We start from the raw sequence: 23,070 nt of genomic DNA, 5'->3' as shown, positions 1-23,070 counted from the left end.
CCCCGGCCCGTTGCTGGTGCGGCGGGGAAGTGGAGCAGGTCAGGCGATGCGTGAAGCGAATTTTTTGGATGTGTCTTATCGGTTTTGCCGATAAGTCGGCACCCGCTGCTCGATGAAGGCGGCGAGCGCCGTGGTCGCCGGGGAGACGCGCGGGGCGGCGAGCAGGGCGATCTCCACCTCCGGCAGGGCGGGCCAGCCCTGGCCGGCCTCCATCGCCACCAGCCCGTCCGGCACCATGGTGCGTGGCAGCACCGTGACGCCGAGCCCGGCCCGCACCGCGGCGACCGTGCCGGCGAATGAGGGGCTCGTATAGGCGATGTCCCAGGGCAGCCCCGCCTGGTCCAGCGCAGTGACGCCGCGGCGGCGATAGACGCAGGGGGCGGGGGAGAGCACGAGCGGCAGCCTGCCATCGGAAAGCTGCGGCCCGGTCCGCTCACGCCCGACGAAGACCGGGCGCTCCCGCCACAGGGGGCGGCCGCCCGGATAGGGGTCCGCCGGGTCCTGCTTCACCACGATCAGGTCCTGCTCGCCGCGGCCGAGCGATTCCACCAGCTTCAAGGTGAGGTCGCAGGTGACGTGCAGATGCACCTGCGGGTGCCGCGCGGCGAAGGCGGCGAGGATTTCCGGCAGGTATTGCGTGGCGAAATCCTCGGGGCTGGCGAAGCGGACCTCGCCCGCGATCTCCGGCGCGCGCATCCGCGCGACCATCCCATCCGACAGCGCCAGGATGCGGCGCGCATCGCCGAGCAGCGCCTCGCCTTCCGCCGTGATCTCCACGTTGCGCTTGTCGCGCAGGAACAGCGCGCAGCCCAAAATCTCCTCGAGCCGGCGGATCTGCATGGAGACGGCTGATTGGGAGCGGCCCACGCGCTCGGCGGTGCGGGAGAAGCTGCGCGTCTCCGCCAGCGCGACGAAGGCGCGGAGCAGGGCGGTGTCGAGCTCAGGCATCGGCGCGCCATTCCGGCAGCTGCGTCTCCTGCCGCAGCCGCAGGCGGCGGAAGTCGAGCGCGGCGAAGAGATCCTCGAGGTCCGGCGCGCGGTCGGGCGGCAGGGGCAAGGTGCTGCGCGCCTCCTCCGCGAAGCGGGCGCGGATCGGCTCGGCGGCTTCCTGGTAGCCGCGCCGCCACCAGTCGAGGATGCGCGGCTTCGCGGCGGCGAGGGTGGGCGCGGCGATGATCTGGCCGGCCTTGCCGAGATTGGCGCGGCGCGAGGCCGGCAGCAGGTTCCAGAGGTCGTTGCAGGCCCAGGCGGACCAGGGCAGGCAATGGTCCACGTCGAGCCCGCCGGCGCGCAGCGGCTCCCCCGTCCAGACGCAGTCCAGGCGCTCGCCGCGCGTCAGATGGTCGGCGAGCAGGCTACGGACGAAGGCCGTGTCGCGCGCCGGCTCCAGCCAGCGCAGGGCATCGAGCACGGCGTCGGTGGGCAGGACGCGCCCGGCGCGCTCGGCATAGTCGCGGGTCTGGCGCACCCATTCGGCGAGCAGCATCGGCTCGATCCAGGCTGCCATGCGGCGCAGCGCACGCCAGACATCGGCGGGGACGCGGATGCGGCCATAGGTCCAGAACAGCTCGGCGTTCAGCCCGATGGCGCCGGACTCCCGCGGCATGCGGCCATAGGAGGCGGGGAAGACCGGCGTGTCGTCGGCGAAGGTCAGGTGCCGCGCGGGCATGTCGGCGATCACCCGCGCCGCATCGGCCATGGCGCGGCGCAGCGGCACCGCCACGTCCGCGCCGAACTGCGCGCCCGGCCGGAGATCGAAGGGTGCCAGCGGGCGCAGTGCGTGAAAAGAATCCTTCACGAAGGCCATGCCGATGCCGACGGGCATCTGCGGCAGGTCGCGCTCGACCAGCGGCTTGAACATGCGCAGCCAGTAGAGCGCAACGAGGCCAAGCGGCAGTTCCACATCCGCCTCCGCCTCCCGGGCGACATTGGGCGAGGCGTCCGCGATGCGGGCGAGGCAGCGCAACAGGGCGAGCTTGTAGGTGGCCGAGCGTTCCTGGCGCAGGATCACGCCGCGCAGCAGCGGCAGCGCGCCGCCGCCGTCGTCGGGCAGGTCGAGCACCACGGTCTGCCAGCGCACATCCGCGCGGCCCTGCCGGTCCTCGATGCGCTCCGTCGCGACGCGCAGCGCGAGGCCGTGATCGAGGCCGAGACGCTCCACCTCATTGGCATCCACCGGCCACATCGGGCGATCCTGCGGGGCGGGGCCGTGGCGCAGCGTCACCACCACGCGCCCGCCCGGCTTGAGCAGCGTCGCGAGCTTGCGCATGGCGCGGGGCCGGTCCTCGGGCGTCATGTGCTGCCAGACGGCGCTGACCCAGACGAGGTCGAAGGCGAGGCCGAGGCGGTGCACGGCGGAGAGGGCGGGCAGCCGGTCATCCAGCCAGCGGATCAGCGGCGAGGGATGCAGCCGCGCGGCTTCCTCCCGTAGCTTCGGCGCGGGCTCGACGGCGATCACCTCGAAGCCGTGATCGGCGAACCAGGCGGCGTCACGGCCGCTGCCCGCGCCGACATCCAGCACCAGGCCCGGGGGCTTGGGCAGGAAGGGCATGGCCCCGGCATGGATCTCGGCGAAGCCGAAGGCCTCGTAGGCCTCTGTGAACTCGCGGAAGCCGCGGTTGTAGGCGCCGATCGTGTCCGGCCGCGCCATCAGGCGTGCTCGGTGAACTGCAGCGCGGCGAGGCGGGCATAGAGGCCGCCGTCGCGGACCAGCGCCTCATGCGTGCCGGAGGCGACGATGCGGCCTTCCTCCAGCACCAGGATCCGGTCGGCGCGGCGCACCGTGGCCAGCCGATGCGCGACGACGAGCGTGGTGCGCCCGCGCGAAAGGCGCTCCAGCGCCTGCTGCACCGCCTGCTCGCTCTCCGCGTCCAGCGCGCTCGTCGCCTCGTCCAGTAGCAGGATGGGCGCGTCCTTCAGGATGGCGCGGGCGATGGCGATGCGCTGGCGCTGCCCGCCGGAGAGCGTGACGCCGCGCGCGCCGAGATGCGTGGCGAAGCCCTGCGGCAGCGCCGTGATGAAGCCGGCCGCGGATGCGGCCTCGGCGGCGTCGCGAACCTCGGCATCCGTCGCGCCGGGCCGGCCGTAGCGGATGTTGTCGGCGGCCGTCGCGCCGAAGATCAGCGGCTCCTGCGGCACCAGGGCGATGCGCGCGCGCAGCGAAGCGGGATCGAGCGTGGCGACGTCCAGGCCATCCACCAGCACGCGGCCCGACTGCGGGTCGTAGAAGCGGAGCAGGAGCTGGAAGAGGCTGGTCTTGCCGGCGCCGGAGGGGCCAACCAGCGCCACCGTCTCGCCCGGCTGCACCGCGAGCGAGACATCGTCCAGCGCCCATTGGCCAGGGCGCGAGGGATAGGCGAAGCGCACCCGCTCCAGCGCGACGCGGCCCTGGGGCGGCTGCGGCAGCGATGCGGGCATCGCGGGCGCGGCGATGTCCGGCTGCACGGCGAGCAACTCCATCAACCGGTCGGCGGCGGCGCCGGCGCGCTGGATCTCGCCCCAGAGCTCGCTGACCGTGGCACCCGCGCTGGCCGCCAGTACGGCATAGAAGACGAAGGCCGCGAGGTCGCCGCCGCTCATCCGCCCCGCCACCACATCCTGCCCGCCGACCCATAGCGCGAAGGTGATGGCGCCGAAGCCGAGCAGGATCACCGCGAGGATCAGCGCTGCGCGCGAGGCGATGCGGCGCAGCGCGGCGGTGACGGAGGCCTCCGTGCCTTCTGCGAAGCGCGCGCGCTCCGCATCCTCCTGCGCGAAGGCCTGCACGGTCCGCAGCCCGTTCAGCGTCTCCTCGGCCCGCGCGGCGAGGTCCGCGATGCGGTCCTGCGCGACGCGCGAGAGGCGGCGTTCGCGCCGGCCGAACAGCACCAGCGGCGCGATCACCACGGGCAGCACCAGCGCCACGATACCGGCGAGCTTGAGCGAGGTGGCCGCCATCATCACCAGCGCGCCGGTGCCCGTGACGGCGTTGCGCAGCCCCATGGAGATGGCGGAGCCGACCAGCGATTGCAGCAGCGCAACGTCGGCGGTCATGCGGGAGAGGATGTCGCCGGTGCGCGCCGTCTCGAAGAAGGACGGGCTCAGGCCGACGACATGGTCGTAGACGCGCCGGCGGATGTCGGCCGCGACACGCTCGCCGAGCCAGGAGACCAGGTAGTAGCGCGCCGCCGTCGCCACCCCGAGTGCGGCGACGATCGCCGCCATCAGGCCGGCCGCGGTGTTCAGCCCCGCCGCGCTGCCCGGCCCGAGGCCGGTGTCGATCAGGGCCTTCAGCCCCTGGCCGAGCGCCAGCGTCAGCAGCGCGGCGACCAGCAGGGCGGCGCCCGCGCCGAGCGCGCGGGGCAGGTAGGGGCGGAGATGCGGCAGCAGCAGCCGGAGCGCCAGGACCGGCGCGCGGGACGGGGGAAGGGCGGTCACGCCCGCCAAGGTGGCGGCGGCGGCGCCCCGCCGCAACGGTCTACCGCAGGAAGTCGGGCTCCAGCAGGCGCGGGAGGAACAGCGACACCTCCGGCCACAGGATCACCAACGCCAGCACCCCGAGCATGGGCAGCAGCATGATGCAGGTGTCCTTGAGCACATCCACCACCCGTACGCCGGCCACCGCGCAGGAGATCAGCAGGCACAGCCCGTAGGGCGGCGTGACCAGGCCGAAGGCCAGGCTGACGATGCCGATCATCGCGAAGTGGATCGGATGCAGCCCCGCGGCATCCGCGACCGGCTGCAGGATGGTGCCGACGATGATGATCGCCGGGATCGCGTCCAGGAAGCAGCCGACGACCAGGAACACGCCGGCGACGAAGAAGCCGGTGGCGATCGGACCCATCTCCCACGCGCCGACGCCGGCGAGCAGGGCCTCCGGGATCTTGTAGAAGGCCAGCATCCAGCCGAAGGCGGAGGCCGTGCCGACCGCGAAGAGCGTCACGGCGGCGAAGCGTCCGGTTTCGCTGAAGGCCTGCCAGAGGCCACGCCCGCTCATCTCGCGGTAGACCACGATGGACAGCGCCATGGCATACAGCACGGCGATGCAGGCGGCCTCGGTCGGCGTGAACCAGCCGAAGATCTTGCCGCCGATGATGATGAAGGGCGTCATCAGCGCCGGCAGCGACACGAACAGCGCCTTGCCGAATTCGCCCCAACTCGCCTTCTCGTAGGTCGGGTAGCCGCGCGCCTTCGCGTAGGCGTGGACGGTCGCCATCTGTACGAGTCCGAGCAGCAGCCCCGGGATGACGCCGGCGAGGAAAAGGCCGCCGATCGAGACCGTCAGCACGCCGCCCCAGACGATCATCATGATTGAGGGCGGGATGATCGCCGCGAGCACGGCCGAGACCGCCGTGATTGCGACGGAGAAGGAGAGGTCGTAGCCCTCGCGCGTCTGCGCCTCGATGAAGAGCTTGCCCTGGCTTGCGGCGTCGGCGGTGGAACTGCCGGAGATGCCGGCGAAGAAGATGGAGAGGACCACATTGATCTGCGCCAGGCTGCCCGGCATGTGGCCGACCATGGCGCGAGACAGTCGGATCAGCCGCTCCGTGATGCCGCCGATCGTCATCAGGTTCGCCGCCAGCAGGAAGAAGGGCACGGCGAGCAGGATGAAGCTGTTGTAGGCGTTGAAGGTCTCCTGCACGAGGATCATCGGCCAGAGCCGGTCCTCCAGGAACAGCGGCGGCAGGCATGCGATGCCGAGGGCGACCGCAACCGGCACGCGGAGCGCGAGCATGCCGAAGAAGCCGCCGAACAGCATCCATGCGGCGGTGGTGGGGTCGATGACGTTGCCGCCCATCACGGAAGCTTCCTCTCGCCGTGCAGCAGCACCTGGACATCGTCCCACACCCGCTCGCCCTGGAACAGCAGCCAGGACACGCCGGCGATCGGCCAGGCGATGTGGATCGTCCAGAGCGGCAGCTCGGCCAGTTCGCTGATCCGGAACCAGGCGGAGTCCGTGAACTCCCACCCGTACACGATGAACACGATCGCCATGGCGAGCACGAAGATCGCCGCGAGAATATCCATTGCAGCCTTGGTGCGGCCGCGCAGGTTGTTGAACAGGTCCACCGTGAAATGCGCACCTTCGCGCACGCCGATGATGGAGCCGATCATGATCATCCAGACGAGCAGGAAGCGCGCGAGCTCCTCGGTCCAGATGTAGCGCGGCAGCCAGTCCGTGAAGCGGGCGAAGATCTGCAGCGTGACCGGCAGGATGATGACAGCGACCGTCAGGACCAGCAGCAGATCGAGCAGCCGGGCGTAGAGGAAGAGGATGCGGCGGAACATCCCGCGCGCGCCGGATTCCGGCATGCGGTGGGTCCTTCGGTCGGATTAGGGAGGAAGGCGCGGCGGGGCGGCGGAAGGCCGCCCCGCCGCCGGGGATCACGAGGTGAGCGCGTTGATCCGGTTGTGGATCTGCTCCGCGTCGATCTCCTTGGCGTAGGCGGCCATGACCGGCTGCACGGCGGCGTTCATCTGCGCCCGCTCCGTGAATTCGACCTTCTTCAGTCGGCCGGCCGAGGCCAAGGCATCCACCTTCTGCCCGTCCTCGCTGCTCTCGGTCTGCCGGCCGAAGGTGCCGGCTTCCTTGCCGGCGCGGCGGATCGCCTCCTGCAACTCGCGCGGCAGGCGCTGCATGGTCTGCACGGAGAAGCAGAGCGGGCGGATCGTGATCGCGTGCTGCGTCAGGATCAGGTTCGGCCCGACCTCGTAGAAGCGCATCTGCTCGACGCCCGCGGCCTCGTTCTCGCCGGCTTCGATGACGTTGTTCTGGATGGCGTTGTAGACCTCGTTGTAGGCGATGACCTGCGGCGCCATGCCGATCGCCTGGAAGGTGCGGCTCCAGATCGGGGCGCCCTGGACGCGGATGCGCAGGCCGCGCAGCTGCGCCATGTTGGTGGCCGGGCGGCTCGAGAAGATGTTGCGCACGCCGCCGCCGGCATAGCCGATCAGCGCGACGCGGGCGCGGCGCTCCACCTCATCCGCGACCGGCTTCAGCAGATCCGCGTCCAGCACCTTGTTCCAGTGCGCGAGGTCGCGGAACAGGAAGGGCGCGTCGATATAGGGGGCGGCGCGGCTGAAGGTGGACATGTGGGCGGGGCTGACGATGGCGAAATCCACCGCGCGGCCTGCCGACATGTACTCGAAATACTGCTTCTCCAACCCCAGCGAGCTGTTGTTGTGCATGACGAAGTTCACCGGGCGGCCGTAGTACTGCACGACCAGCTCCTGGAACTTCGTCATAGTGCGGTTGAAGACGTGCTCCGGGTTGAACTGGCTGGCGCCGTTCAGGGTGATTGGCGCTTGTGCGCGCACCACGGCGGGTGCGGCGAGAAGGCCGGTTGCGGCGCCGACGGCGCCAAGGAAAGCGCGACGTTCCATGGACTGTCTCCCCTTGCGTGTAACCGGTTTGCATCCGGCCTGCGGCAGGCAGGCTAGCCCGGCCTCCGCGGCATGGGAACCACCCAGTTACGCGGGCGCCGCAACCCATCTGAGGATGTGCCGCGCCACCAGGCAGGTCTCGTCATGCTGGTTCGTGACCGTGCAGGCGCTTTCCGCGCGGCCGGCGGTCTCGTCGGTGCGTTCCACGCGATAGGTCGCCGTGAGCCGGTCGCCTATGAAGACCGGCTGCAGGAAGCGCACGCGGTCATAGCCGAGCGAGACCGGCACACCCTCCGCGCCATTGGCGATGGCACGATGCGCGATGGTGCTGGCGGTGGAGGAGAGCAGGCCCAGCACCAGCGCGCCATGCGCGATGCGCCGGCCATAGGCGGTGCGCGCCGCATAGGCCTCGTCCACATGCAGCGGGTCGTGGTCGCCCGTGATCTCGGCGGTCAGCAGCAGGTCGCGCTCGGTGATCGTCTTCTCGAAAGTGGCGACCTCGCCGGGCGCGATGCCGAGCTTCATGTGAGCGTTGCCAGACGTGCGGACGCTGCCTTCGGCTGTTGCGCCGCGATGTGGGCGGCGAGGCCCATGCGACCGTCGAGGAACAGGCGCGCGTCCATCGGCTTCAGATCCGGTGCAACGGTCGGCCGGAAGCCCATGCGCGCGACCACCTGCTCCACCGTCAGGTCCGGCGCGATCTCCGCCAGTTCCGGGCCGCTCTCGCCCAGGCGGAACACCGCGGCGTCCGTGACATACAGTACGGGCTGCCCGCGTTCGCGCGCATAGCGGCCGGAGAAGGTGATCTGCTCCACCTGCTGCACCGCCTTCGGCTTGCCGCCGGCGGTCAGCGTGCCGCCGAAGATCACGCGCTGCGCGTTCTGGCTGATGTTGATGAAGCCGCCGGGGCCGATCAGGCGCTTCCCGAAGCGGGAGACATTCACGTTCCCCGCCGCGTCGAACTCGGCGAAGGACAGGAAGGCGAGGTCGAGCCCGCCGCCATCGTAGAAGTCGAACTGGTAGGGCTGGTCCAGCTGCGCGTCCGGGTTCATCGCCGCGCCGGCCTCGCCGCCGGAAGCCGGCGCGCCGCCGATATTGCCCTGCTCGTTGGTGAGGCAGACCGCGTCGAGGCAGCCTTCCTCGGCGGCGACATTCGCCAGCCCCGTGAAGATGCCGGAGCCGAGGTTGCACACCGCGCGCGGGAACAGCTCCAGCGCGCCGCGCCGAGCGACGATCTTTCGCGAGTCCAGCGGCAGAACCGGGATGTCCTCGAGCGGGATGCGCATCTCGCCGGAATAGGCGGGGGAATAGGGCGTCTCGAAGGTCTGCTCCTGCTCCGGCACCACGACAACGAGATCCACCAGGATGCCGGGGATCTTGACCATCTTCGGGTGGATCGAGCCGCGGCGCGCGATGCGCTTCACCTGCACCGCGACGATGCCGCCGCAGCGCTTCGTCGCCTGCGCTTCCGACAGCATCTCGAGCGTGACGGCCTCATGCTCCATGGAGACATTGCCGTCCTCATCGGCCGTCGTGCCGCGCAGGAAGGCGATGTCCACCTGGTACGGCTTGTAGAAGAGGAAATCCTCGCCGCGGAACTGCACGAGCTCCACCAGGTCCTCGCGCGCGGAGGGCGATTGGCGGCCGCCCTGCAGGCGGGGATCAACGAAGGTGTGCAGGCCGGTCTTGGTCAGCAAGCCGGGCCGGCCCGCCGCCATCTCCCGCATCAGTTGGGACAGTGCACCCTGGGGCAGGGACCACGCCTCGATCTCGTCGCGCAAGGCCATCTGGCCCACCGGTGGCGAGTTGACGTAGCTGCCGGCGATGTTGCGCTTCAGCAGGCCCTTCTGCGCCAGGTGGCCAAGGCCGCGGTTCGCGCCGTCGCCCACGCCGACCGGGTGCAGCGCCGTGATGTCGCGCGGCGCCCCACTCTCGCGGAAGCGCGCGCCAAGTGCGGCCAGCAGCGCATCCGGCACCGCATGCCCGCCGCCCGAACCGCCGATCAGCAGCGTGTCGCCATCCCGAACGAGGGAGGCGACCTGTGCCGCCGTCACCCTGCGCATGCTGCCCGTTTCCCCTTCGCCACTTGGCGCTACTCTATCCGGCAGAGGGCGCGGAGGAAACGGGATGGACGGGGCGGTCACGCTGGCGGTGACGGAGGGCGTGGCGGTGCTGACGCTCGACCGGCCCGCTAAGCACAATTCCATCACCAATGCGATGGCGGGCGAGCTCGCCGCGCATGCGCAGGCTATCAACGGCGACGACAGCCTGCGCGCGGTGCTGCTGCGTGGTGCCGGGGAGCGCGCCTTCTGCGCCGGGATGGACCTGAAGGCCATCGAGGCCTTCCGGACGGCCTGGGACTTCCGGCACCGGCCGGACTATCCGGGCGCGGTGCGCGCCATCCGCAAGCCGGTGGTCGCGGCGTTGAAGGGCTGGGCGCTGGGCGGCGGCTTTGAACTCGCCCTGGCCTGCGACATCCGCATCGCCGGGCGCAGCGCCAGGATCGGCTTTCCGGAAGTCACGCGCGGCTGGGTGGGCGGCGGCGGTGCTTCGCAGATCCTGCCGCGCGTGGCGGGGCTCGGCGTGGCGATGCGGCTGCTGCTGACGGGCGAGCAGATCGGCGCGGATGAGGCGCTGCGGCTGCGCCTGGTGGAGGAGGTCGTGGACGATGATGCCCTGGAGGAGACGGCGATGGCGCTGTGCCGGAAACTCGCCGCCCTGCCGCCCGTCGCGACCCAGGCGGTGAAGGCGGCGGTGCGGCAATCGCTGGAAGCGCCGCTGGCGGCGGGGCTCGCCTATGAGAACGAGATGAACGTGCTGTGCCTGGCGGCGCTGCGGGAGGCTGGCCGATGATGCGCATCGGGATCGTCGGGCTGGGCATGGCGGTGCAGCCGCACATGCTGGCGATCCGCGACCTGGAAGAAGCGGGCCGCGCGCGCCTTGCCGGGGGCTACGCGCCATCCGTGGCGCGGCGCGAGGCCTTCGCGGCCAAATGGGACGCGCCGGTCTTCGGCACGCTGGATGCGCTGATCGCCGAGAGCGACCTGCTGCTGGTGCTGACCCCGCCCGGCGCACATCTGCCGGTGGTCGAGACAGTGGCAGCGGCCGGGAAACACCTGATCGTGGAGAAGCCGCTGGAGATCACGGCGGCGCGGGCGAAGGCGCTGGTGGAGGTTGCCGCGCGTGCGGGCGTGACGCTCGGCGTGGTGTTCCAGCACCGCTTCCGGCCGGGCGCGTTGCGGCTGAAGCAGGCGGTTGCGGCGGGCGAACTCGGCACGCTGCTCTCCTGCTCCGCTTCCATCCGCTGGTGGCGCGATGCGGCCTATTTCGCGCAGCCGGGCAGGGGGATGAAGGCGCGGGACGGCGGCGGCGTGCTGCTGACGCAGGCGATCCATACGCTCGACCTGCTGCTGCACCTGGCCGGACCGGTGGCGCAGCTTGCCGGCTTCGCGCGCACCTCGCCGCTGCGGGCCATCGACACCGAGGACATCGTCGGCGCCGCGCTGCGCTTCGCCAATGGCGCGATCGGCGTGCTGGATGCGACCACGGTCGCCGAGCCGGGCTTCCCCGAGCGCATCGAGATCGCCGGCACGGGCGGCAGCGCCGCGCTGGTCGCGGAAAGGCTGGAACTGCATGTGAAGGGCACGCCGGTGGAGGTGCTGGACCGCGGCCTGGCCGGTGGTGGCGGCGCCGATCCGATGGCCTTCGACCACGGCCCGCATCGGGCGATGATCGCGGAAGTGCTGGACGCGATCGAGCAGGGCAGGGCGCCCTCCAACGCCGGCACGACCGGGCTTGCCGTGCAGGAGGTGATCGAGGCGGTGCTGGAGAGCGCGCGGGCGGGTGGGTTCGTGACGCTGCGCTGACGCGTCACGCCGGCGCGCCGGCGAGGGTGTGCACCATCATGTCGTTCTCGCCCTTCTGCACCACTTCGCCCTTCTGGTTCACCAGGTCGAAGCCGAGGGTGACGATCCCGCGCGCCGGGTTCTTCGTCATCCGCTTGGATAGCACGGCGATCCGCGCCGCGATGCGGTCGCCCACCAGGATCGGGCCGGTGAAGGACCAGCGCCAGTTGAGCGAGACGATCGCGGCGAAGCGGATGCTCGCGCGGTTCTTCAGCCCGTCGGTCAGCGCCAGGCCGAGCAGCCCATGCGCGACGCGGCCCGGATAGCCGAGCGCGCGCGCGTACTCGTCATCCATGTGGATGTCGTAGAAATCGCCCGTCAGGCCGGCGAAGCCCGTGATGTGGCCTTCCGTCACGGTAATGCCGCCCGTCTCGAAGGCGAGGCCGGGCTCGATCTGCTCGTAGCGCAGCAGGCCAGGATCGATCCGCATCACAGCTTCTGGATGTGCAGTCCGCCATCCACGTGGAAGGCGTCGCCGGTGGAGAAGGGGATCGCGCCACCGACCAGCGCGGCGATGGCGTTGCCGACATCCTCTGCCTCGCCCCAGCGCCGGATCGGCGAGAGCCCTTCCGCGATGCGCTGCGAATAGCGGGCGACGACGGGCGCGGTCATGTCTGTGCGGATCACGCCGGGGCGTATGTCGTAGACGGGGATGCCGTCATCGGCGAGCCGCAGCGCGAAGCAGCGCGCGAGCATCGAGACGGCCGTCTTGCTCGCCGTGTATTCCGCCCGGTCGGGGGAGGCGAGGATCGCGTTGGCCGAGGAGATGAAGACCAGCGCGCGATGGCCGCGCCGCGGCGCGCTTTCCGTCACCATGCGCCGCGCGACATGCTGCGAGACGAAGAAGGAGCCGCGCGCATTGATGTCCATGCAGCGGTCCCAGGATTCCGGCGTGACGTCCAGGATGTCGCCGCGCTGCAGCACGCCGACGCCGGCGTTGTTCACCAGCGCCTCCAGCCCGCCCCATTCGCGCCAGGCCCAGTCCACCATGGATGCGACCGCATCGAGGTCGGAGACGTCGCAGATGTGGAAGCCGAAGCGGGCGCCGAGTTCGGCGACCGCGGCCGCAGTTTCGTCAGCGCCGTCCTCGGCCACGTCGCAGCCGAGGATGTCGTAGCCCTTGGCGGCCAGCGCCGCGCAGGTGGCGCGACCGATGCCGCGGCGCGCCCCTGTCACCAATGCAACCGGCCTCATGCGCCAAGAATCTCCCGTGCCATGATGACCCTCTGGATCTGGTTGGTGCCTTCGTAGATCTGCGTGATCTTCGCGTCGCGATAGAGCCGCTCCACCGTCACGCCGCGGATGTAGCCCGTGCCGCCATGGATCTGCACCGCATCCGCGGTGCGCGCCACCGCCGCGTCGGACGCGAAGCATTTCGCCATGCTGGCTTCCAGCGTCGCGCGCTCGCCGCGGTCCATCTTCCGCGCGGCGTCCTGCACCATCAGCCGCGCGGCATGCGTGTCCTTGGCCATGTCCGCGATCATGAAGCGGATCGCCTGCTGCTCCGCGATCGGCCTGCCGAACTGCACGCGTTGCTTCGCGAAGGCGATGCTCTCCTCCAGCGCGCGCTGCAGGATGCCGAGCGCGAGCGCGCCGATGCCGATGCGCCCCTTGTCCAGCACCGACATCATCATGTGGAAGCCGCGGCCTTCCGGGCCGAGCAGCGCCGTGCCCGGCAGCTTCACATCCTCAAAGCGCAACCCGCCGACGGGGGAGGCGCGCTGGCCCATCTTGTGCTCCGCCCGCAGCCGCTCCACCCCCGGGCCGCGGAGATCCACCAGGAAGATGGACATGCCGCGATGTCCCGCGGCGGGATCGGTGCGGGCCAGCACCGCGGCGAAATCCGCGCGCGGCGCCATGTGGATCCACATCTTCTCGCCCGTCAACCGCCAGCCATCGCCGTCGCGCAGCGCGGTCGCCTTGAGGTTGGCGAGGTCGGAGCCGGCCTCGGCCTCGGTCAGCGCATAGGCGCAGCTGCGTTCGTAGCGCAGCAGCGGCGCCAGGTATTCCGCTCGCTGCGCCTCCGTCCCGTGTTCCGACAGCAGCGTGCCGAGCAGCTCCACCAGCCCGACCTGGTCTGCGACGCTGGCGTAGCCTCGGGAAAGTTCCTCCATCACGACGGCATAGGCGAGCACGCCGGCCTCGGCGCCGCCCATCGCCTCCGGCACGGTGATGCCGAGCAGGCCGAGCTTCGCCAGCGCCTGGTAGATGTCGCGCGGGAAGGCCTCGGTCTCATCGAGCTCGGCGGCGCGCGGCGCCACTGCGGTCTCGGCGAAGCGGCGCGCGGTGTCGCGCAGCGCCGCCAATGCGCCCTCATCCGTCACGGCGTCCTCCTCCAACCGGCGGCAGCATGACGCCGCCGGCGGATCAGCGCCAGACGCCCGGGCGCACCGCGGTGGCGGTGAGCACGCCATAGGCGGTGATGCCGAGGGCGACGGCAAGGAACTGTCCGTCCAGCCCCATAGGCCCGGCGAGCAGCGCGCCGCCGCCGACCGCGATGGCGAAGCGCGCCACCGCGCCGGCCATCGGCCAGCCCATGCGGCCGGCGCCCTGGGAGGCGAAATACATCGCCATGCCGGCGCCGAAGGCGGCATAGGCCGGCGCGATGACGCCGAGCGCGCGGGCGGCGATCATGACGACCTCGGCATCGTTTGTGAAGGCGCGTGCGAAGGCGTCCGGGAACAGCCACACCACCAGGCCGCAACTCCCCGCGAGCAGGAAGGCGAGGCCGCCGCCCGTCCAGGCCAGGCGCCGCGCCTCCGCCCAGTCGCCCGCACCGGCGGCGCGGCCGACCAGCGCGGTCAGCGCGGAGCCGATGCCGAAGGCCAGCGGGATCATCAGGAATTCGAGCCGCGCCGAGATGCCATAGGCCGCGACGACGGCCGGCCCCAGCGGCGCGAGCTGCGCGGTGACCATGATCGTCGTGAGGTTCGCGATGGCGGCGAGGCCGCAGGCGACGAGCCCGACCGAGAGGATGCGCTGGAACATCGCGGCGGAAGGCGCGATGCGCAGCCGCGGCGCGAAGCCGGCGCCGCCGCGCAGCACGACGAGGCCCATCGCCAGCGCCGCCACCCAGAACACCGCGGCGAAGGCGGCGCCGAGGCCGGCGAGCCCCATCCCCGCCGGCTCCACCAGCAGCCAGGCGAGCGGCGGATAGGCCGCCCAGGCGATCAGCAGCACGCGCGCGGCCAGCGCATGCCGCCCGCCGCCGCGCAGGACGGAGGCGAGCGTGTTCGCGAGCCAGGCCGGCAGCGCGCCCACACCGAACAGCCACATGGCATAGGGCGCCGCTGCCTCCGCCGCGTCCCTGCCGCCGACCAGCCCCAGCACCGCGCGTGGCGCCAGGGCGAGCGGGACGGCGAAGAGCAGCGCCGCCACGAGCGCGATCAGCGCGGCATGCAGAACCAGGGCGGCCGCTTCCTCTCGCCGGTTCCCGCCGAGGGCGCGCGCGATGGCGGCCGAGACACCGCCGCCCATCGCGCCCACCGACATCATCTGCATCAGCAGCGCGAAGGGCAGCACCACCGCCCAGCCGGCCAGCGCCGCGGTGCCCTGCCGGGCGGCGAGCCAGGTCTCGAAGAGCTGCGCGAAGACCTGCAGCACGGAGACCAATGCGGTCGGCGCGGCCAGCGCAAGGATCGCGCGAAGGCGTCGGCGCATCAGGCGGGCGGGGCGGGCATGACGCGACGATGGACCGGCGGCGTGCGGCTGCAAAGCCGGCGGCTTGACCAGCCCGGATCGGCGCGCCCTGATGCGCGGCCATCGCAGGGGATTTCGGCATGACGGACAGCGGCGCTCTGGCAAAAATCGCCGACGCGGTGGAGGCGGGCTTCGACCGCCAGGTGGCCTTCCTGGCGCAGCTGGTGCGCTTCCCCTCGCTGCGCGGGAACGAGGCGCCGCTGCAGGACTGGTTTTCCCGAGAAATGGCGGCGCGGGGCTATGCGGTGGATCGCTACACGCTGGCCGATGTGCCGCTGTCCTCGCATCCGAAGGCGGCGCCGATGGTGGATGCCGATCCGGCCTCCAGCGTCCAGGTCGTCGCCGCGCATCGCGCGCCGAACCCGACGGGCCGCAGCCTGATCCTGCAGGGCCATATCGACGTGGTGCCCGAAGGCCCGGCCGAGATGTGGACGCATCCGCCTTATGCGGCGGTGATCCGCGACGGCTGGATGTACGGCCGCGGCGCGCATGACATGAAGGCGGGCGTCGCCTGCATGGTCTTCGCGATGGATGCGATCCGCGCCGCGGGCTTCGCGCCGGCCGCTGATGTCTACATCCAGACCGTGACGGAGGAGGAGAGCACCGGCAACGGCGCGCTCTCCACCCTGATCCGCGGCTATCGCGCCGATGCCTGCCTGATCCCGGAACCCTCCGGCCATACGCTCACGCGCAGCCACACCGGGACGATCTGGTTCCGCCTGCGCGTGCGCGGCGTGCCCGTGCATGTCGCGGTCGCGCAATCCGGCACCAATGCGATCATGTCCGCCTTCCACCTGATCCAGGCGCTGCAGGCGCATGTCGCCCGGCTGAACGAGGCGGCGAAGGGGGACGCCTGGTACGGCGGCATTCCCGACCCGCTGAAGTTCAATCCGGGAATCATCCGCGGCGGCGACTGGGCAAGCTCCACGCCCGCCTGGTGCGAGGTGGATTGCCGCATCGGCCACCTGCCCGGCACGGACCCGAAGGAGGCGATGAGAGCGGTAGAGCGCGTGGTGGCGGAGGCGGCGAAGTCCGACCTGTTCCTGGCGAACAACCCGCCCGAGGTGATCTGGACGGGCTTCCAGACCGACGGCTTCGTGCAGGAACCGGGGACGGACGCCGAGCGCGTGCTGGCGGAGGCGCACCAGGCGGTGCATGGCGCGCCGATGGAGGAACGCCGCAGCACCGCCGTGAACGACACGCGCTACTACGGCATCGACTACGGCATGCCCGCGCTCTGCTACGGCCCGAAGGGGGAGGGCGCGCACGCTTTCGACGAGCGCACCTCCATTGCCGACCTGAAGCTCTGCACCCGCACCATCGCGCGCTTCATCGCGGAATGGTGCGGGCTGCGGCCGGCTTAGCTCGGCCGGAGATTGGCGGCGCGCACCACGCCGCCCCAGCGCTCGGCTTCGCGAGCCACGAAGCCGCCGATCTCCGCGGGCGGCATGTTGCCGAGCGAAACCACGCCGATGCTCTCCAGCCGTGTGACGGTCGCGGGCTCGGCCAGTGCGGCCTGGATCTCGGTGTTCAGGCGCGCAGCGATCGCGGGATCGAGGCCAGCGGGCGCGGCGAGAACGAACCAGTTGGTGGCGACGGCATCGGCAAAACCCTGCTCCTTCAGCGTCGGCACGTCCGGCAGCGCCGCGACGCGCTCGGCCGAGGAGACGGCCAGCCCCTTGATGCTGCCGGCGCGGATCGCCGCCGCGTTGGCGCCGGAGGTGTCCCAGAGCGAGGTGGTGTCGCCCGACATGACTGCGCGCTGTGCATCGGCGGCGCCGCGGAAGGGCACGTGCAGCAGCTTCACATCCGCCTGCATGGACCAGAGCACGCCTGCCAGGTGTCCCGCGGAGCCCACGCCAGAGGAGCCGAAGGAGACTTCCTCGGCGCGCCTCGCCGCCATCTCCCGGTAGTCGGCGATGCTGCGCATCGGGCTGTCGCCCTTCACGGCACAGACCAGCGGCGCACCGCCGAACATCGTCACCCAGGTGAAGGCGCGCGCTGGGTCGTAGGCGAGATTGGGGAACAGCGACGGCGCGACGGCGAGCGGGCCGGTGTTGGAGATCAGCAGCGTGTAGCCGTCCGGCGCGGCGCGCGCCGCCTCGCCGGTCGCGAGAGAACCGCCGGCGCCGGGCTTGTTCTCGATCACGAAGGGGCGGCCGAAGACGCGCTCCAGCCGCTCCGTCAGCGGGCGGATGATGAGGTCGCTGGTGCCACCCGGCGCATAGGGGTTGATGATGCGCACCGGCCGGTTCGGCCAGGCGCCCTGCGCCAGGGCGAAGTGCGGCGTGGCGAGGGTGGCGGCGGCGGCGGCGAGCAGAAGGCAGCGGCGGTTCATGCGAAGGTCTCCCGAGGTTGCGGGAGCCAAGCAAGTGACGTGCCGTCAGCCGTCGTAGAGCGAGGCGATCTCCGGCGCGAAGCCCGTGAGCGCCCGCGCGCGCCGCCGGCCTTTCGCGGCCGGCGGCGCGAGGCCGACCAGCGCCTCGGCCAGCCGCACCGCGGCGGCCGTGCCATCCACCAGCGGCACGGGCACGCGCGGGGCAAGGACGGGCGCGAGCCCGGCCAGGGGGCCGCCGGCGAGGATCACCGCCTCCGCGCCGTCCTGTTCCACCGACTGGCGGCAGAGCTCGACGAGCAGGTCGGCGCGCTCCTCGGCGACCTTGCCGGGATCGCCCGAGAAGGGCGGGCCCATGCGAAAGCCGGCGCAGCGCGGGGCGAGGCCGTGATGCGCCAGGCAATCCTCGAACATCGGGCGCAGCGCGGCGGTGAAGCTGACCACGCCGAAGCGGCGGCCGAGCATGGCGGCGGCGTGGAAGGCGGCCTCGCTGATCCCGAGCACCGGCACGTCGAGCAATTCCTTCGCGGCATCCAGGCCGGGATCGCCGAAGCAGGCGATGACCGCGGCGTCGTAGCGGCCGCGCCGCGCGGCGAGGGCGGCCAGCGTCGCGGGGCCGGCGACCAGCCAGTCGGCGCGGCTGACGATGAGCGGCAGGCCGAAGGGCGCGGTGACGGCCTCTATCTCGGTGCCGGGCGAGGCGGCCGCGCGCGCCGCCGTGCCGATGCGCGCCGTCACGCTGTCCGTCGTGTTGCTGTTGACGACCAGGATGCGCATTCAGCGGGCCTCCTGCGCCAGGACATGCGCGGCGATGTCGCGCCGGCGCGCCACCCAGATGCCAGGCGTACGGGCGACGTGTTCGAGGATCTGCTCGAGGCCCCGCATGCGCGCCGGGCGGCCGATGATGCGCAGATGCAGGCCGATGGAGAGCATCTTGGGCGCCGTCTTCCCCTCCCGCAGAAGCCAGTCGATCGCGGAGATGCAGTAGCGCGAAAAATCCTCGGGTTGGACGAAGCCGCCGCCGGGGGCGAAGCGCATGTCGTTGGTGTCGAATGCATAGGGTAGGATCACGTGCCGCCCGCCATCGGGGCGCACGATGCTGCGCGGGATGTCGTCGTCGTAGCAGTCGGAATCATAGAGGAAGCCGCCTTCCTCCAGCAGCAGCCGCCGCGTGTTGGGCGAGGACGCGCTGCGGGTGTGCCAGCCGACGGGGCGTTCGCCTGTGGCCTGCGTGATCGCCTCCACCGTCGCGGCGATCACGGCGCGCTCGGTGGCTTCCGGCATGCCGGCATGGCGTTCCCAGCGCCAGCCATGGGCGGAGATCTCATGCCCTCGTGCGGCCGGCGCCGCGGCCAATGCGGGCGTCGCCGCCACGGCGCGGCCGCAGGAGGAAAAGGTCGCCTTCACGCCATAGGCGTCGAGAAGCGACAGAATCCGCCAGATGCCGGCGCGGCTGCCATAGGCGAAATGGCTTTCCATGCAGGGATCGGGGTGGCCCACCACCTCTTCGCGCGCCTCGTAGACGCTCTCGTTGCGCTCGTCGCCGCTGGTGAGCGACAGCTCCGCGCCTTCCTCGACATTGACGACGAAGGAGAGCGCGAGCCGCGCATCCTCCGGCCAGGCGATGCGCGGCGGGGTCGGGCCGAATCCCGCAAGGTCGCGCGACGCCGGCGGCATGCGTCCCGGTATCATCACGCGCCCCGGTACAGCGAATAGCCGTAGGGCGTGAACTTGATCGGCAGGTGGTAGTGCTGCGCGACGTCGAAAACGCGGAAGCGGAAGGGCACCACGTCGAGGAAGGGCGGCGCCTCGCAGCCCGTGGCGCGGTGGAAGTCGCCGATGCCGAGCAGCACCTCGTGCTCGCCCTCCTGCACGCCCTCGCCTTGCGCCACGGGGTGGTGCAGCGCGCCGTCGGGGCCGATCCGGCCTTCGGCGATGGTCACGCGCGCGCCGTCCGGCGCGATGCGGTCGATCCGAACCGCCAGCCCCTCCGCCACGCGCCCGCGCGCCACGTCCACCGCATGCACCGAGATGCCGCCCGCCTTGCCCATGCGCGCCATCCTGCCCCGGCGCGGCGCGTCCGGCCAGGGCCGCATGACCGCGGCACAATGATTGCGGGGCGAAGGAGAGACCTCACCGGAGAACCTGCATGCGTCGTCGTCATCTGCCGCTTCTCGCGGCAACCGCCGCCTTCGGACTGAGCAGGGCGGCGCAGGCGCAGAATGGCTGGCCGAGCCGCACCGTGCGCATCGTGGTCACTTTCCCGCCGGGCGGGTCCTCCGACATCGTGGCGCGCGTGCTGTCCGACATCTGGTCGCAGCGCCTGCCGCAGCGGGTGGTGGTGGACAACCGGCCCGGCGCGGGCGGCACGCTCGGCGCCGGGCATGTCGCGACGCAGCCGGCCGATGGCTACACGCTGCTGCTGTCCAACACCGCGCCCATCGTGACCTCGCCGCCGATCTACCCGAACGCCGGCTACGACCCCGTGACCTCCTTCACCCACATCGCCTATCTCGGCGCGACGCCGCTGGTGATCATGGTGAACCCGCGCCGCGTGCCGGCCAGCGTGACGGACCTCGCCGGCCTCATCGCCTGGGCGAAGGCGGAGAGCGCGCCGCCCGCCTATGGCAGCTCCGGCGCCGGGTCGGTGCACCACATCTTCGGCGAGCAGCTGATGGCACGCACCGGCGTGCGACTGACCCATGTGCCCTATCGCGGTTCCTCGCCCATGCTGGCGGACCTGCTGGGCGGCGCGATCCCCATCGGCTTCGACACGCTGCCGCAGAACATCGAGAACATCCGCTCCGGCCGGCTGCGCGCGATCGCCGTCACCTCGCCGCAGCGCCAGGCCATGGCGCCCGAGGTGCCGACCACGGCCGATGCCGGTTTCCCGGGCCTGCTCGCGGAGAACTGGCTTGGCCTCTCCGCGCCGGCCGGGCTGCCCGCGCCGATCGTCGCGAAGCTGCATGCCGAGGTCACGGCGGCGCTTGCGATGCCGCCGGTCGCGAAGCGATGGGAGGAGCTCGGCATCGCCGTGCGGCCGATGACGCAGCCGGAATTCGCCGCCTATGTCGCGGAGGAGGTGAAGACGGTGGGCGGGGCGGTGAAGGCGCTCGGCATCACCGCGTCATGAGTGCGTCGCCGCGCGTCGCCGCGGTCTTCTTCGGCCGGCCCGGCGCCGGCGGCTTCAACCAGGCGGGCGTCGCCGGGCTGGCGCGCGCGGCGGCGTCGCACGGGCTCTCGCCCGAGACCGTGTGGGAGCCGGAGCCCGCGCGGCGCGCGGAGACGCTGGCAGCGGTCGCGGCGCGCGCGGACCTGGTGATCGCGCATGGCGGGCAGGGCGAGGCCGGCGTGGCGGAGGTCGCGCCGGGCTTCCCGCGCGTCGCCTTCGCGGTCACGCAGGGCCGCATCGCCGGGCCGAACATCGCCTGCTTCGAGGTGCTGCAGGAACAGTCCGCCTTCCTCGCCGGCGCCTTGGCCGGCTGGTGGATGCCGGGCCGCATCGCCGCGCATCTCTCGGGCGAGCCCGTGCCGCCCGGTCTGCGCGGCCGCGCGGGCTTCGCCGCGGGGCTGCGCCATGCGCGGCCCGATGCGCAATTGCTGACGGGCTTCTGCGGCAACCAGCACGATCCGCCGCTCGCCGAGGCCTGGACCCGCGCGCAGGCGGCGGCCGGTGCCGCGGTGCAGTTCGCCATGCTGGATGGCGGGCGCAGCGGCGCCATCGCGGCCTGCAAGGAAACCGGCATGCGCGCCATCGGCAATGTGCGCGACTGGACGGAGGAGGATCCGGTCTTCCTCGCCTCCGCCATCGCCGAGAACGGCGTGACGATCGAGGCGGCAATCGCCGCCTTCCTCGCCGGCCGCTTCGCCGATGCGCGGATCGGGCTGGAACGGCCGGAGGCGGTGCGCCTCGCCCTCGCGCGGGAGGTCTCGCCCGCGCTGGCGGAGCGGCTGGAGGCGCTGCGATCCGAGATCATCGCCGGCGCGGTCGTGGTGCCGGAGCACTATGGCGGCGCGGAGTGGCGTCCAGAGTGAGCCCGCGTCAGGGCTCCATCCACTGCCGCAGCAGGTTGGCGTGGCTTTTCGCAAGCAGGTCGAAGGCCTCGCCCTTGCCCTGCTGCGCGAAGACCTGCCGCTTCGCCGTCTCCAGGTCGAACAGGATCTCGCGCCGCGCGGGATCGCGCACCAGGCTCTGCACCCAGGTGACCGCGACCAGGCGCTCGCCGGAGGTGACCTCCGCAACCCGGTGCAGCGTGGTGGCGGGATAGGCGATGGCGTCGCCGGCGCCGAGCTTGAAGGCCTGCTCGCCGGCGCCGTCCTCGATCGCCAATTCGCCGCCGCCATAGCTGTCCGGCGCGGCGAGGAAGACCGTCACGGCGACATCGGTGCGCAGCGGGCCGTCGGGCCCGGCCATCAGCGCATCATCCACATGCGTCCCATAGGCCTCGCCGACGCCGTAGCGGGCCAGCAGCGGCGTGCGGAGATGGCGCGGACGGACCGCGGCGGCGAACACCGCGTTGCCGCGCAGCGCCGCCGCGACGAGGGCCGCCGCCTCGCGCGTCGCGGGATCATGCCGCTCCGCCTGATGATTGGCCTTGACCGTCCTGGCATGCCAGCCGGCGCTGGCGCGGCCATCCTCGAAGCGGGCGGCCTCGGCGAGGGCTTGGACCTTCCCGAGCGTGGGAGTATCCAGGAGCTGGGAAATGCAAGTGATCATCATTTGCATCTTATGACGGAGCGCCCTCCATGACCAGCGCCGAAGATACCGACCCGCCGATCCCCCGCCGCCGGCTGAAGCTTTGGGTCGGCCTGGGCGCTGCCGTCCTGGTGGGCGCGCAGGGCGCGACTGCCGCGGCGCAGCCGGCCCCGGCGCGCGACATGTCCGCCGGCGGCGAGGGCGGCGAGGGCGGCGAGGGCGGGGAAGGGGGCGAAGGCGGGGAAGGGGGCGTGGATGCCGGCCGCGCGCGCACCGATCCCGTGGCGTTCCTGGTCGCGCTGGATGTGATGGCCGCCCATTACATCGCCGGCCGCGACATGCATCGGGCGGGCCGGCACGCCCCGGCCGCCGAGATGTTCGCCCATGGCATGTCCGAGGTGTATGTCGAGATCGAGGACGTTCTCGCCGCCCGCGGCGTGCCGCCCTTCGGCGCGGCGATGGAGCGCGCCGTCGCCTTGGTGCTCGACAATGCGCCGCCGGGCGAGGTGACGGCGGCGGCGGACGCCGTGCTGGCAGCGCTCGACGCCGCGGAGGCGAAGGCGCCGCCGCCCGGCCCGGCGCTGGATGTGCGGCTGCGGGTGGCGGCGGAGATGGCCGACCGCGCGGCGTTGCAATTCGCCGCCGCCATCCGCCAGCCCGACGCGGACGAACCCTATCTGGACGGCTACGGATTCAGCCGCGTCGTTACGGGGCGCGCGCAGCGCCTGCTGCCGGAACTCGCCGCCGCCGGCCGCACGGAGGAGGCTGCGCTGCTCCGCCGCATGCTGCCCTTGCTGGAAGCGGCCTTCCCCGCACCGCTGCGCCCTTCGCCGATGCCGGCGGTGGAGCCCGGTGCGTTGCTCGGCGCCGCGTCGCGGCTCAAGCTGGCGGCGAGCTGACGCGGACCGGCGGCAGGGCGGGCGGGATTCTGCCCGCCCGCTGCCCGGACTAGGTCCTGAACCCAAAGTCCTTGCTGCGACGCGACGCGATCTGATTCACCGTCGGAGTTGACGGGGGATAGGGGCATGTCGCGGTTCGATTTGAGCGAGGCGGAGTGGCGGATCATCGAGCCG

The 23,070-nt window shown here is 71.8% G+C and carries 23 protein-coding genes; 6 read left to right on the top strand and 17 right to left on the bottom strand.

The window, feature by feature from the left end; translation table 11 throughout:
- Positions 1-75 precede the first annotated feature (75 nt).
- From DFH01_RS20830 to DFH01_RS20795, 8 genes are all read right to left on the bottom strand, one after another.
- Complete coding sequence (locus DFH01_RS20830; RefSeq protein WP_109872449.1) at positions 76-948, bottom strand: LysR family transcriptional regulator; 873 nt, start codon at positions 946-948, stop codon at positions 76-78.
- Complete coding sequence (locus DFH01_RS20825; protein WP_109872448.1) at positions 941-2,650, bottom strand: DUF8808 domain-containing protein; 1,710 nt, start codon at positions 2,648-2,650, stop codon at positions 941-943. Before DFH01_RS20825 ends, DFH01_RS20830 begins: the two co-directional genes overlap by 8 nt.
- Positions 2,650-4,416, bottom strand: coding sequence for an ABC transporter transmembrane domain-containing protein (locus DFH01_RS20820; protein ID WP_233256216.1), 1,767 nt, complete (start codon positions 4,414-4,416; stop codon positions 2,650-2,652). Before DFH01_RS20820 ends, DFH01_RS20825 begins: the two co-directional genes overlap by 1 nt.
- A gap of 40 nt (positions 4,417-4,456) precedes the next feature.
- Positions 4,457-5,776, bottom strand: coding sequence for a TRAP transporter large permease (locus DFH01_RS20815; RefSeq protein WP_109872447.1), 1,320 nt, complete (start codon positions 5,774-5,776; stop codon positions 4,457-4,459).
- Positions 5,776-6,291, bottom strand: coding sequence for a TRAP transporter small permease (locus DFH01_RS20810; protein WP_109872446.1), 516 nt, complete (start codon positions 6,289-6,291; stop codon positions 5,776-5,778). The genes DFH01_RS20815 and DFH01_RS20810 overlap by 1 nt, the downstream gene beginning before the upstream one ends.
- A gap of 72 nt (positions 6,292-6,363) precedes the next feature.
- Positions 6,364-7,362: a TRAP transporter substrate-binding protein gene (locus tag DFH01_RS20805; protein ID WP_109872445.1), complete on the bottom strand. Its 999-nt coding sequence runs from the start codon at positions 7,360-7,362 to the stop codon at positions 6,364-6,366.
- Positions 7,363-7,449: 87 nt separating this feature from the next.
- A complete protein-coding gene (locus DFH01_RS20800; RefSeq protein ID WP_109872444.1) occupies positions 7,450-7,887 on the bottom strand; it encodes a MaoC family dehydratase in 438 nt (145 codons plus the stop codon).
- Positions 7,884-9,425, bottom strand: coding sequence for an acyl CoA:acetate/3-ketoacid CoA transferase (locus tag DFH01_RS20795; protein ID WP_109872443.1), 1,542 nt, complete (start codon positions 9,423-9,425; stop codon positions 7,884-7,886). The genes DFH01_RS20800 and DFH01_RS20795 overlap by 4 nt, the downstream gene beginning before the upstream one ends.
- Positions 9,426-9,489: 64 nt before the next feature.
- Between DFH01_RS20795 and DFH01_RS20790 the strand changes: the two genes are divergently transcribed.
- Both DFH01_RS20790 and DFH01_RS20785 read left to right on the top strand, forming a co-directional pair.
- A complete protein-coding gene (locus DFH01_RS20790; protein WP_109872442.1) occupies positions 9,490-10,215 on the top strand; it encodes an enoyl-CoA hydratase/isomerase family protein in 726 nt (241 codons plus the stop codon).
- Positions 10,212-11,228: a Gfo/Idh/MocA family protein gene (locus DFH01_RS20785; RefSeq protein WP_109872441.1), complete on the top strand. Its 1,017-nt coding sequence runs from the start codon at positions 10,212-10,214 to the stop codon at positions 11,226-11,228. The genes DFH01_RS20790 and DFH01_RS20785 overlap by 4 nt, the downstream gene beginning before the upstream one ends.
- Before the next feature lie 4 nt (positions 11,229-11,232).
- On the opposite strand, the gene DFH01_RS20780 is transcribed toward DFH01_RS20785, so the two are convergent.
- From DFH01_RS20780 to DFH01_RS20765, 4 genes are read right to left on the bottom strand one after another with little or no spacing between them, the layout of a single operon-like run.
- Entirely contained in the window at positions 11,233-11,697 is a 465-nt protein-coding gene (locus DFH01_RS20780) for a MaoC family dehydratase (RefSeq protein ID WP_109872440.1), read from the bottom strand.
- Positions 11,697-12,461, bottom strand: a complete 765-nt coding sequence (locus DFH01_RS20775) for a 3-ketoacyl-ACP reductase (RefSeq protein WP_109872439.1) — start codon at positions 12,459-12,461, stop codon at positions 11,697-11,699. The genes DFH01_RS20780 and DFH01_RS20775 overlap by 1 nt, the downstream gene beginning before the upstream one ends.
- The gene (locus tag DFH01_RS20770) at positions 12,458-13,591 is read right to left on the bottom strand and encodes an acyl-CoA dehydrogenase family protein (RefSeq protein ID WP_233256215.1); all 1,134 of its coding nucleotides are present in this window, start codon (positions 13,589-13,591) and stop codon (positions 12,458-12,460) included. Before DFH01_RS20770 ends, DFH01_RS20775 begins: the two co-directional genes overlap by 4 nt.
- Positions 13,592-13,634: 43 nt before the next feature.
- Positions 13,635-14,927, bottom strand: coding sequence for an MATE family efflux transporter (locus DFH01_RS20765; RefSeq protein ID WP_109872437.1), 1,293 nt, complete (start codon positions 14,925-14,927; stop codon positions 13,635-13,637).
- Between the two features lie 119 nt (positions 14,928-15,046).
- Here DFH01_RS20765 and DFH01_RS20760 point away from each other — a divergent pair, with 119 nt between their 5' ends.
- The gene (locus DFH01_RS20760) at positions 15,047-16,330 is read left to right on the top strand and encodes an ArgE/DapE family deacylase (protein ID WP_109872436.1); all 1,284 of its coding nucleotides are present in this window, start codon (positions 15,047-15,049) and stop codon (positions 16,328-16,330) included.
- Here the strand turns inward: DFH01_RS20760 and DFH01_RS20755 are convergent.
- Genes DFH01_RS20755 through DFH01_RS20740 form a run of 4 tightly spaced genes read right to left on the bottom strand, consistent with a single transcriptional unit; the run spans position 16,327 to position 19,352 of the window.
- Entirely contained in the window at positions 16,327-17,304 is a 978-nt protein-coding gene (locus DFH01_RS20755; protein WP_109872435.1) for a Bug family tripartite tricarboxylate transporter substrate binding protein, read from the bottom strand. The genes DFH01_RS20760 and DFH01_RS20755 overlap by 4 nt on opposite strands.
- Positions 17,305-17,349: 45 nt before the next feature.
- Positions 17,350-18,078, bottom strand: coding sequence for an aspartate/glutamate racemase family protein (locus tag DFH01_RS20750; protein ID WP_109872434.1), 729 nt, complete (start codon positions 18,076-18,078; stop codon positions 17,350-17,352).
- Entirely contained in the window at positions 18,079-18,978 is a 900-nt protein-coding gene (locus tag DFH01_RS20745; RefSeq protein ID WP_109872433.1) for a polysaccharide deacetylase family protein, read from the bottom strand.
- A 14-nt stretch (positions 18,979-18,992) separates the two neighbouring features.
- Complete coding sequence (locus tag DFH01_RS20740) at positions 18,993-19,352, bottom strand: hydroxyisourate hydrolase (RefSeq protein WP_109872432.1); 360 nt, start codon at positions 19,350-19,352, stop codon at positions 18,993-18,995.
- A gap of 98 nt (positions 19,353-19,450) precedes the next feature.
- Between DFH01_RS20740 and DFH01_RS20735 the strand changes: the two genes are divergently transcribed.
- Both DFH01_RS20735 and DFH01_RS20730 read left to right on the top strand, forming a co-directional pair.
- Positions 19,451-20,434: a Bug family tripartite tricarboxylate transporter substrate binding protein gene (locus tag DFH01_RS20735; protein WP_109872431.1), complete on the top strand. Its 984-nt coding sequence runs from the start codon at positions 19,451-19,453 to the stop codon at positions 20,432-20,434.
- Positions 20,431-21,336 (top strand): BMP family ABC transporter substrate-binding protein, encoded by a 906-nt coding sequence (locus DFH01_RS20730; RefSeq protein ID WP_109872430.1) that lies wholly within the window; start codon positions 20,431-20,433, stop codon positions 21,334-21,336. The genes DFH01_RS20735 and DFH01_RS20730 overlap by 4 nt, the downstream gene beginning before the upstream one ends.
- 7 nt (positions 21,337-21,343) lie before the next feature.
- On the opposite strand, the gene DFH01_RS20725 is transcribed toward DFH01_RS20730, so the two are convergent.
- Positions 21,344-22,021 (bottom strand): Fe2+-dependent dioxygenase, encoded by a 678-nt coding sequence (locus DFH01_RS20725; protein WP_233256214.1) that lies wholly within the window; start codon positions 22,019-22,021, stop codon positions 21,344-21,346.
- 26 nt (positions 22,022-22,047) lie between these two features.
- Between DFH01_RS20725 and DFH01_RS20720 the strand changes: the two genes are divergently transcribed.
- Positions 22,048-22,896, top strand: coding sequence for a hypothetical protein (locus DFH01_RS20720; protein WP_109872429.1), 849 nt, complete (start codon positions 22,048-22,050; stop codon positions 22,894-22,896).
- Positions 22,897-23,070 lie beyond the last annotated feature (174 nt).

It is taken from the genome of Falsiroseomonas bella, assembly GCF_003173615.1.
GTDB classification, from domain to species: Bacteria; Pseudomonadota; Alphaproteobacteria; order Acetobacterales; family Acetobacteraceae; genus Falsiroseomonas; species Falsiroseomonas bella.
Note: the sequence above shows the minus strand (reverse complement) of the source record. Positions and strands in the feature narration are given on the sequence as shown.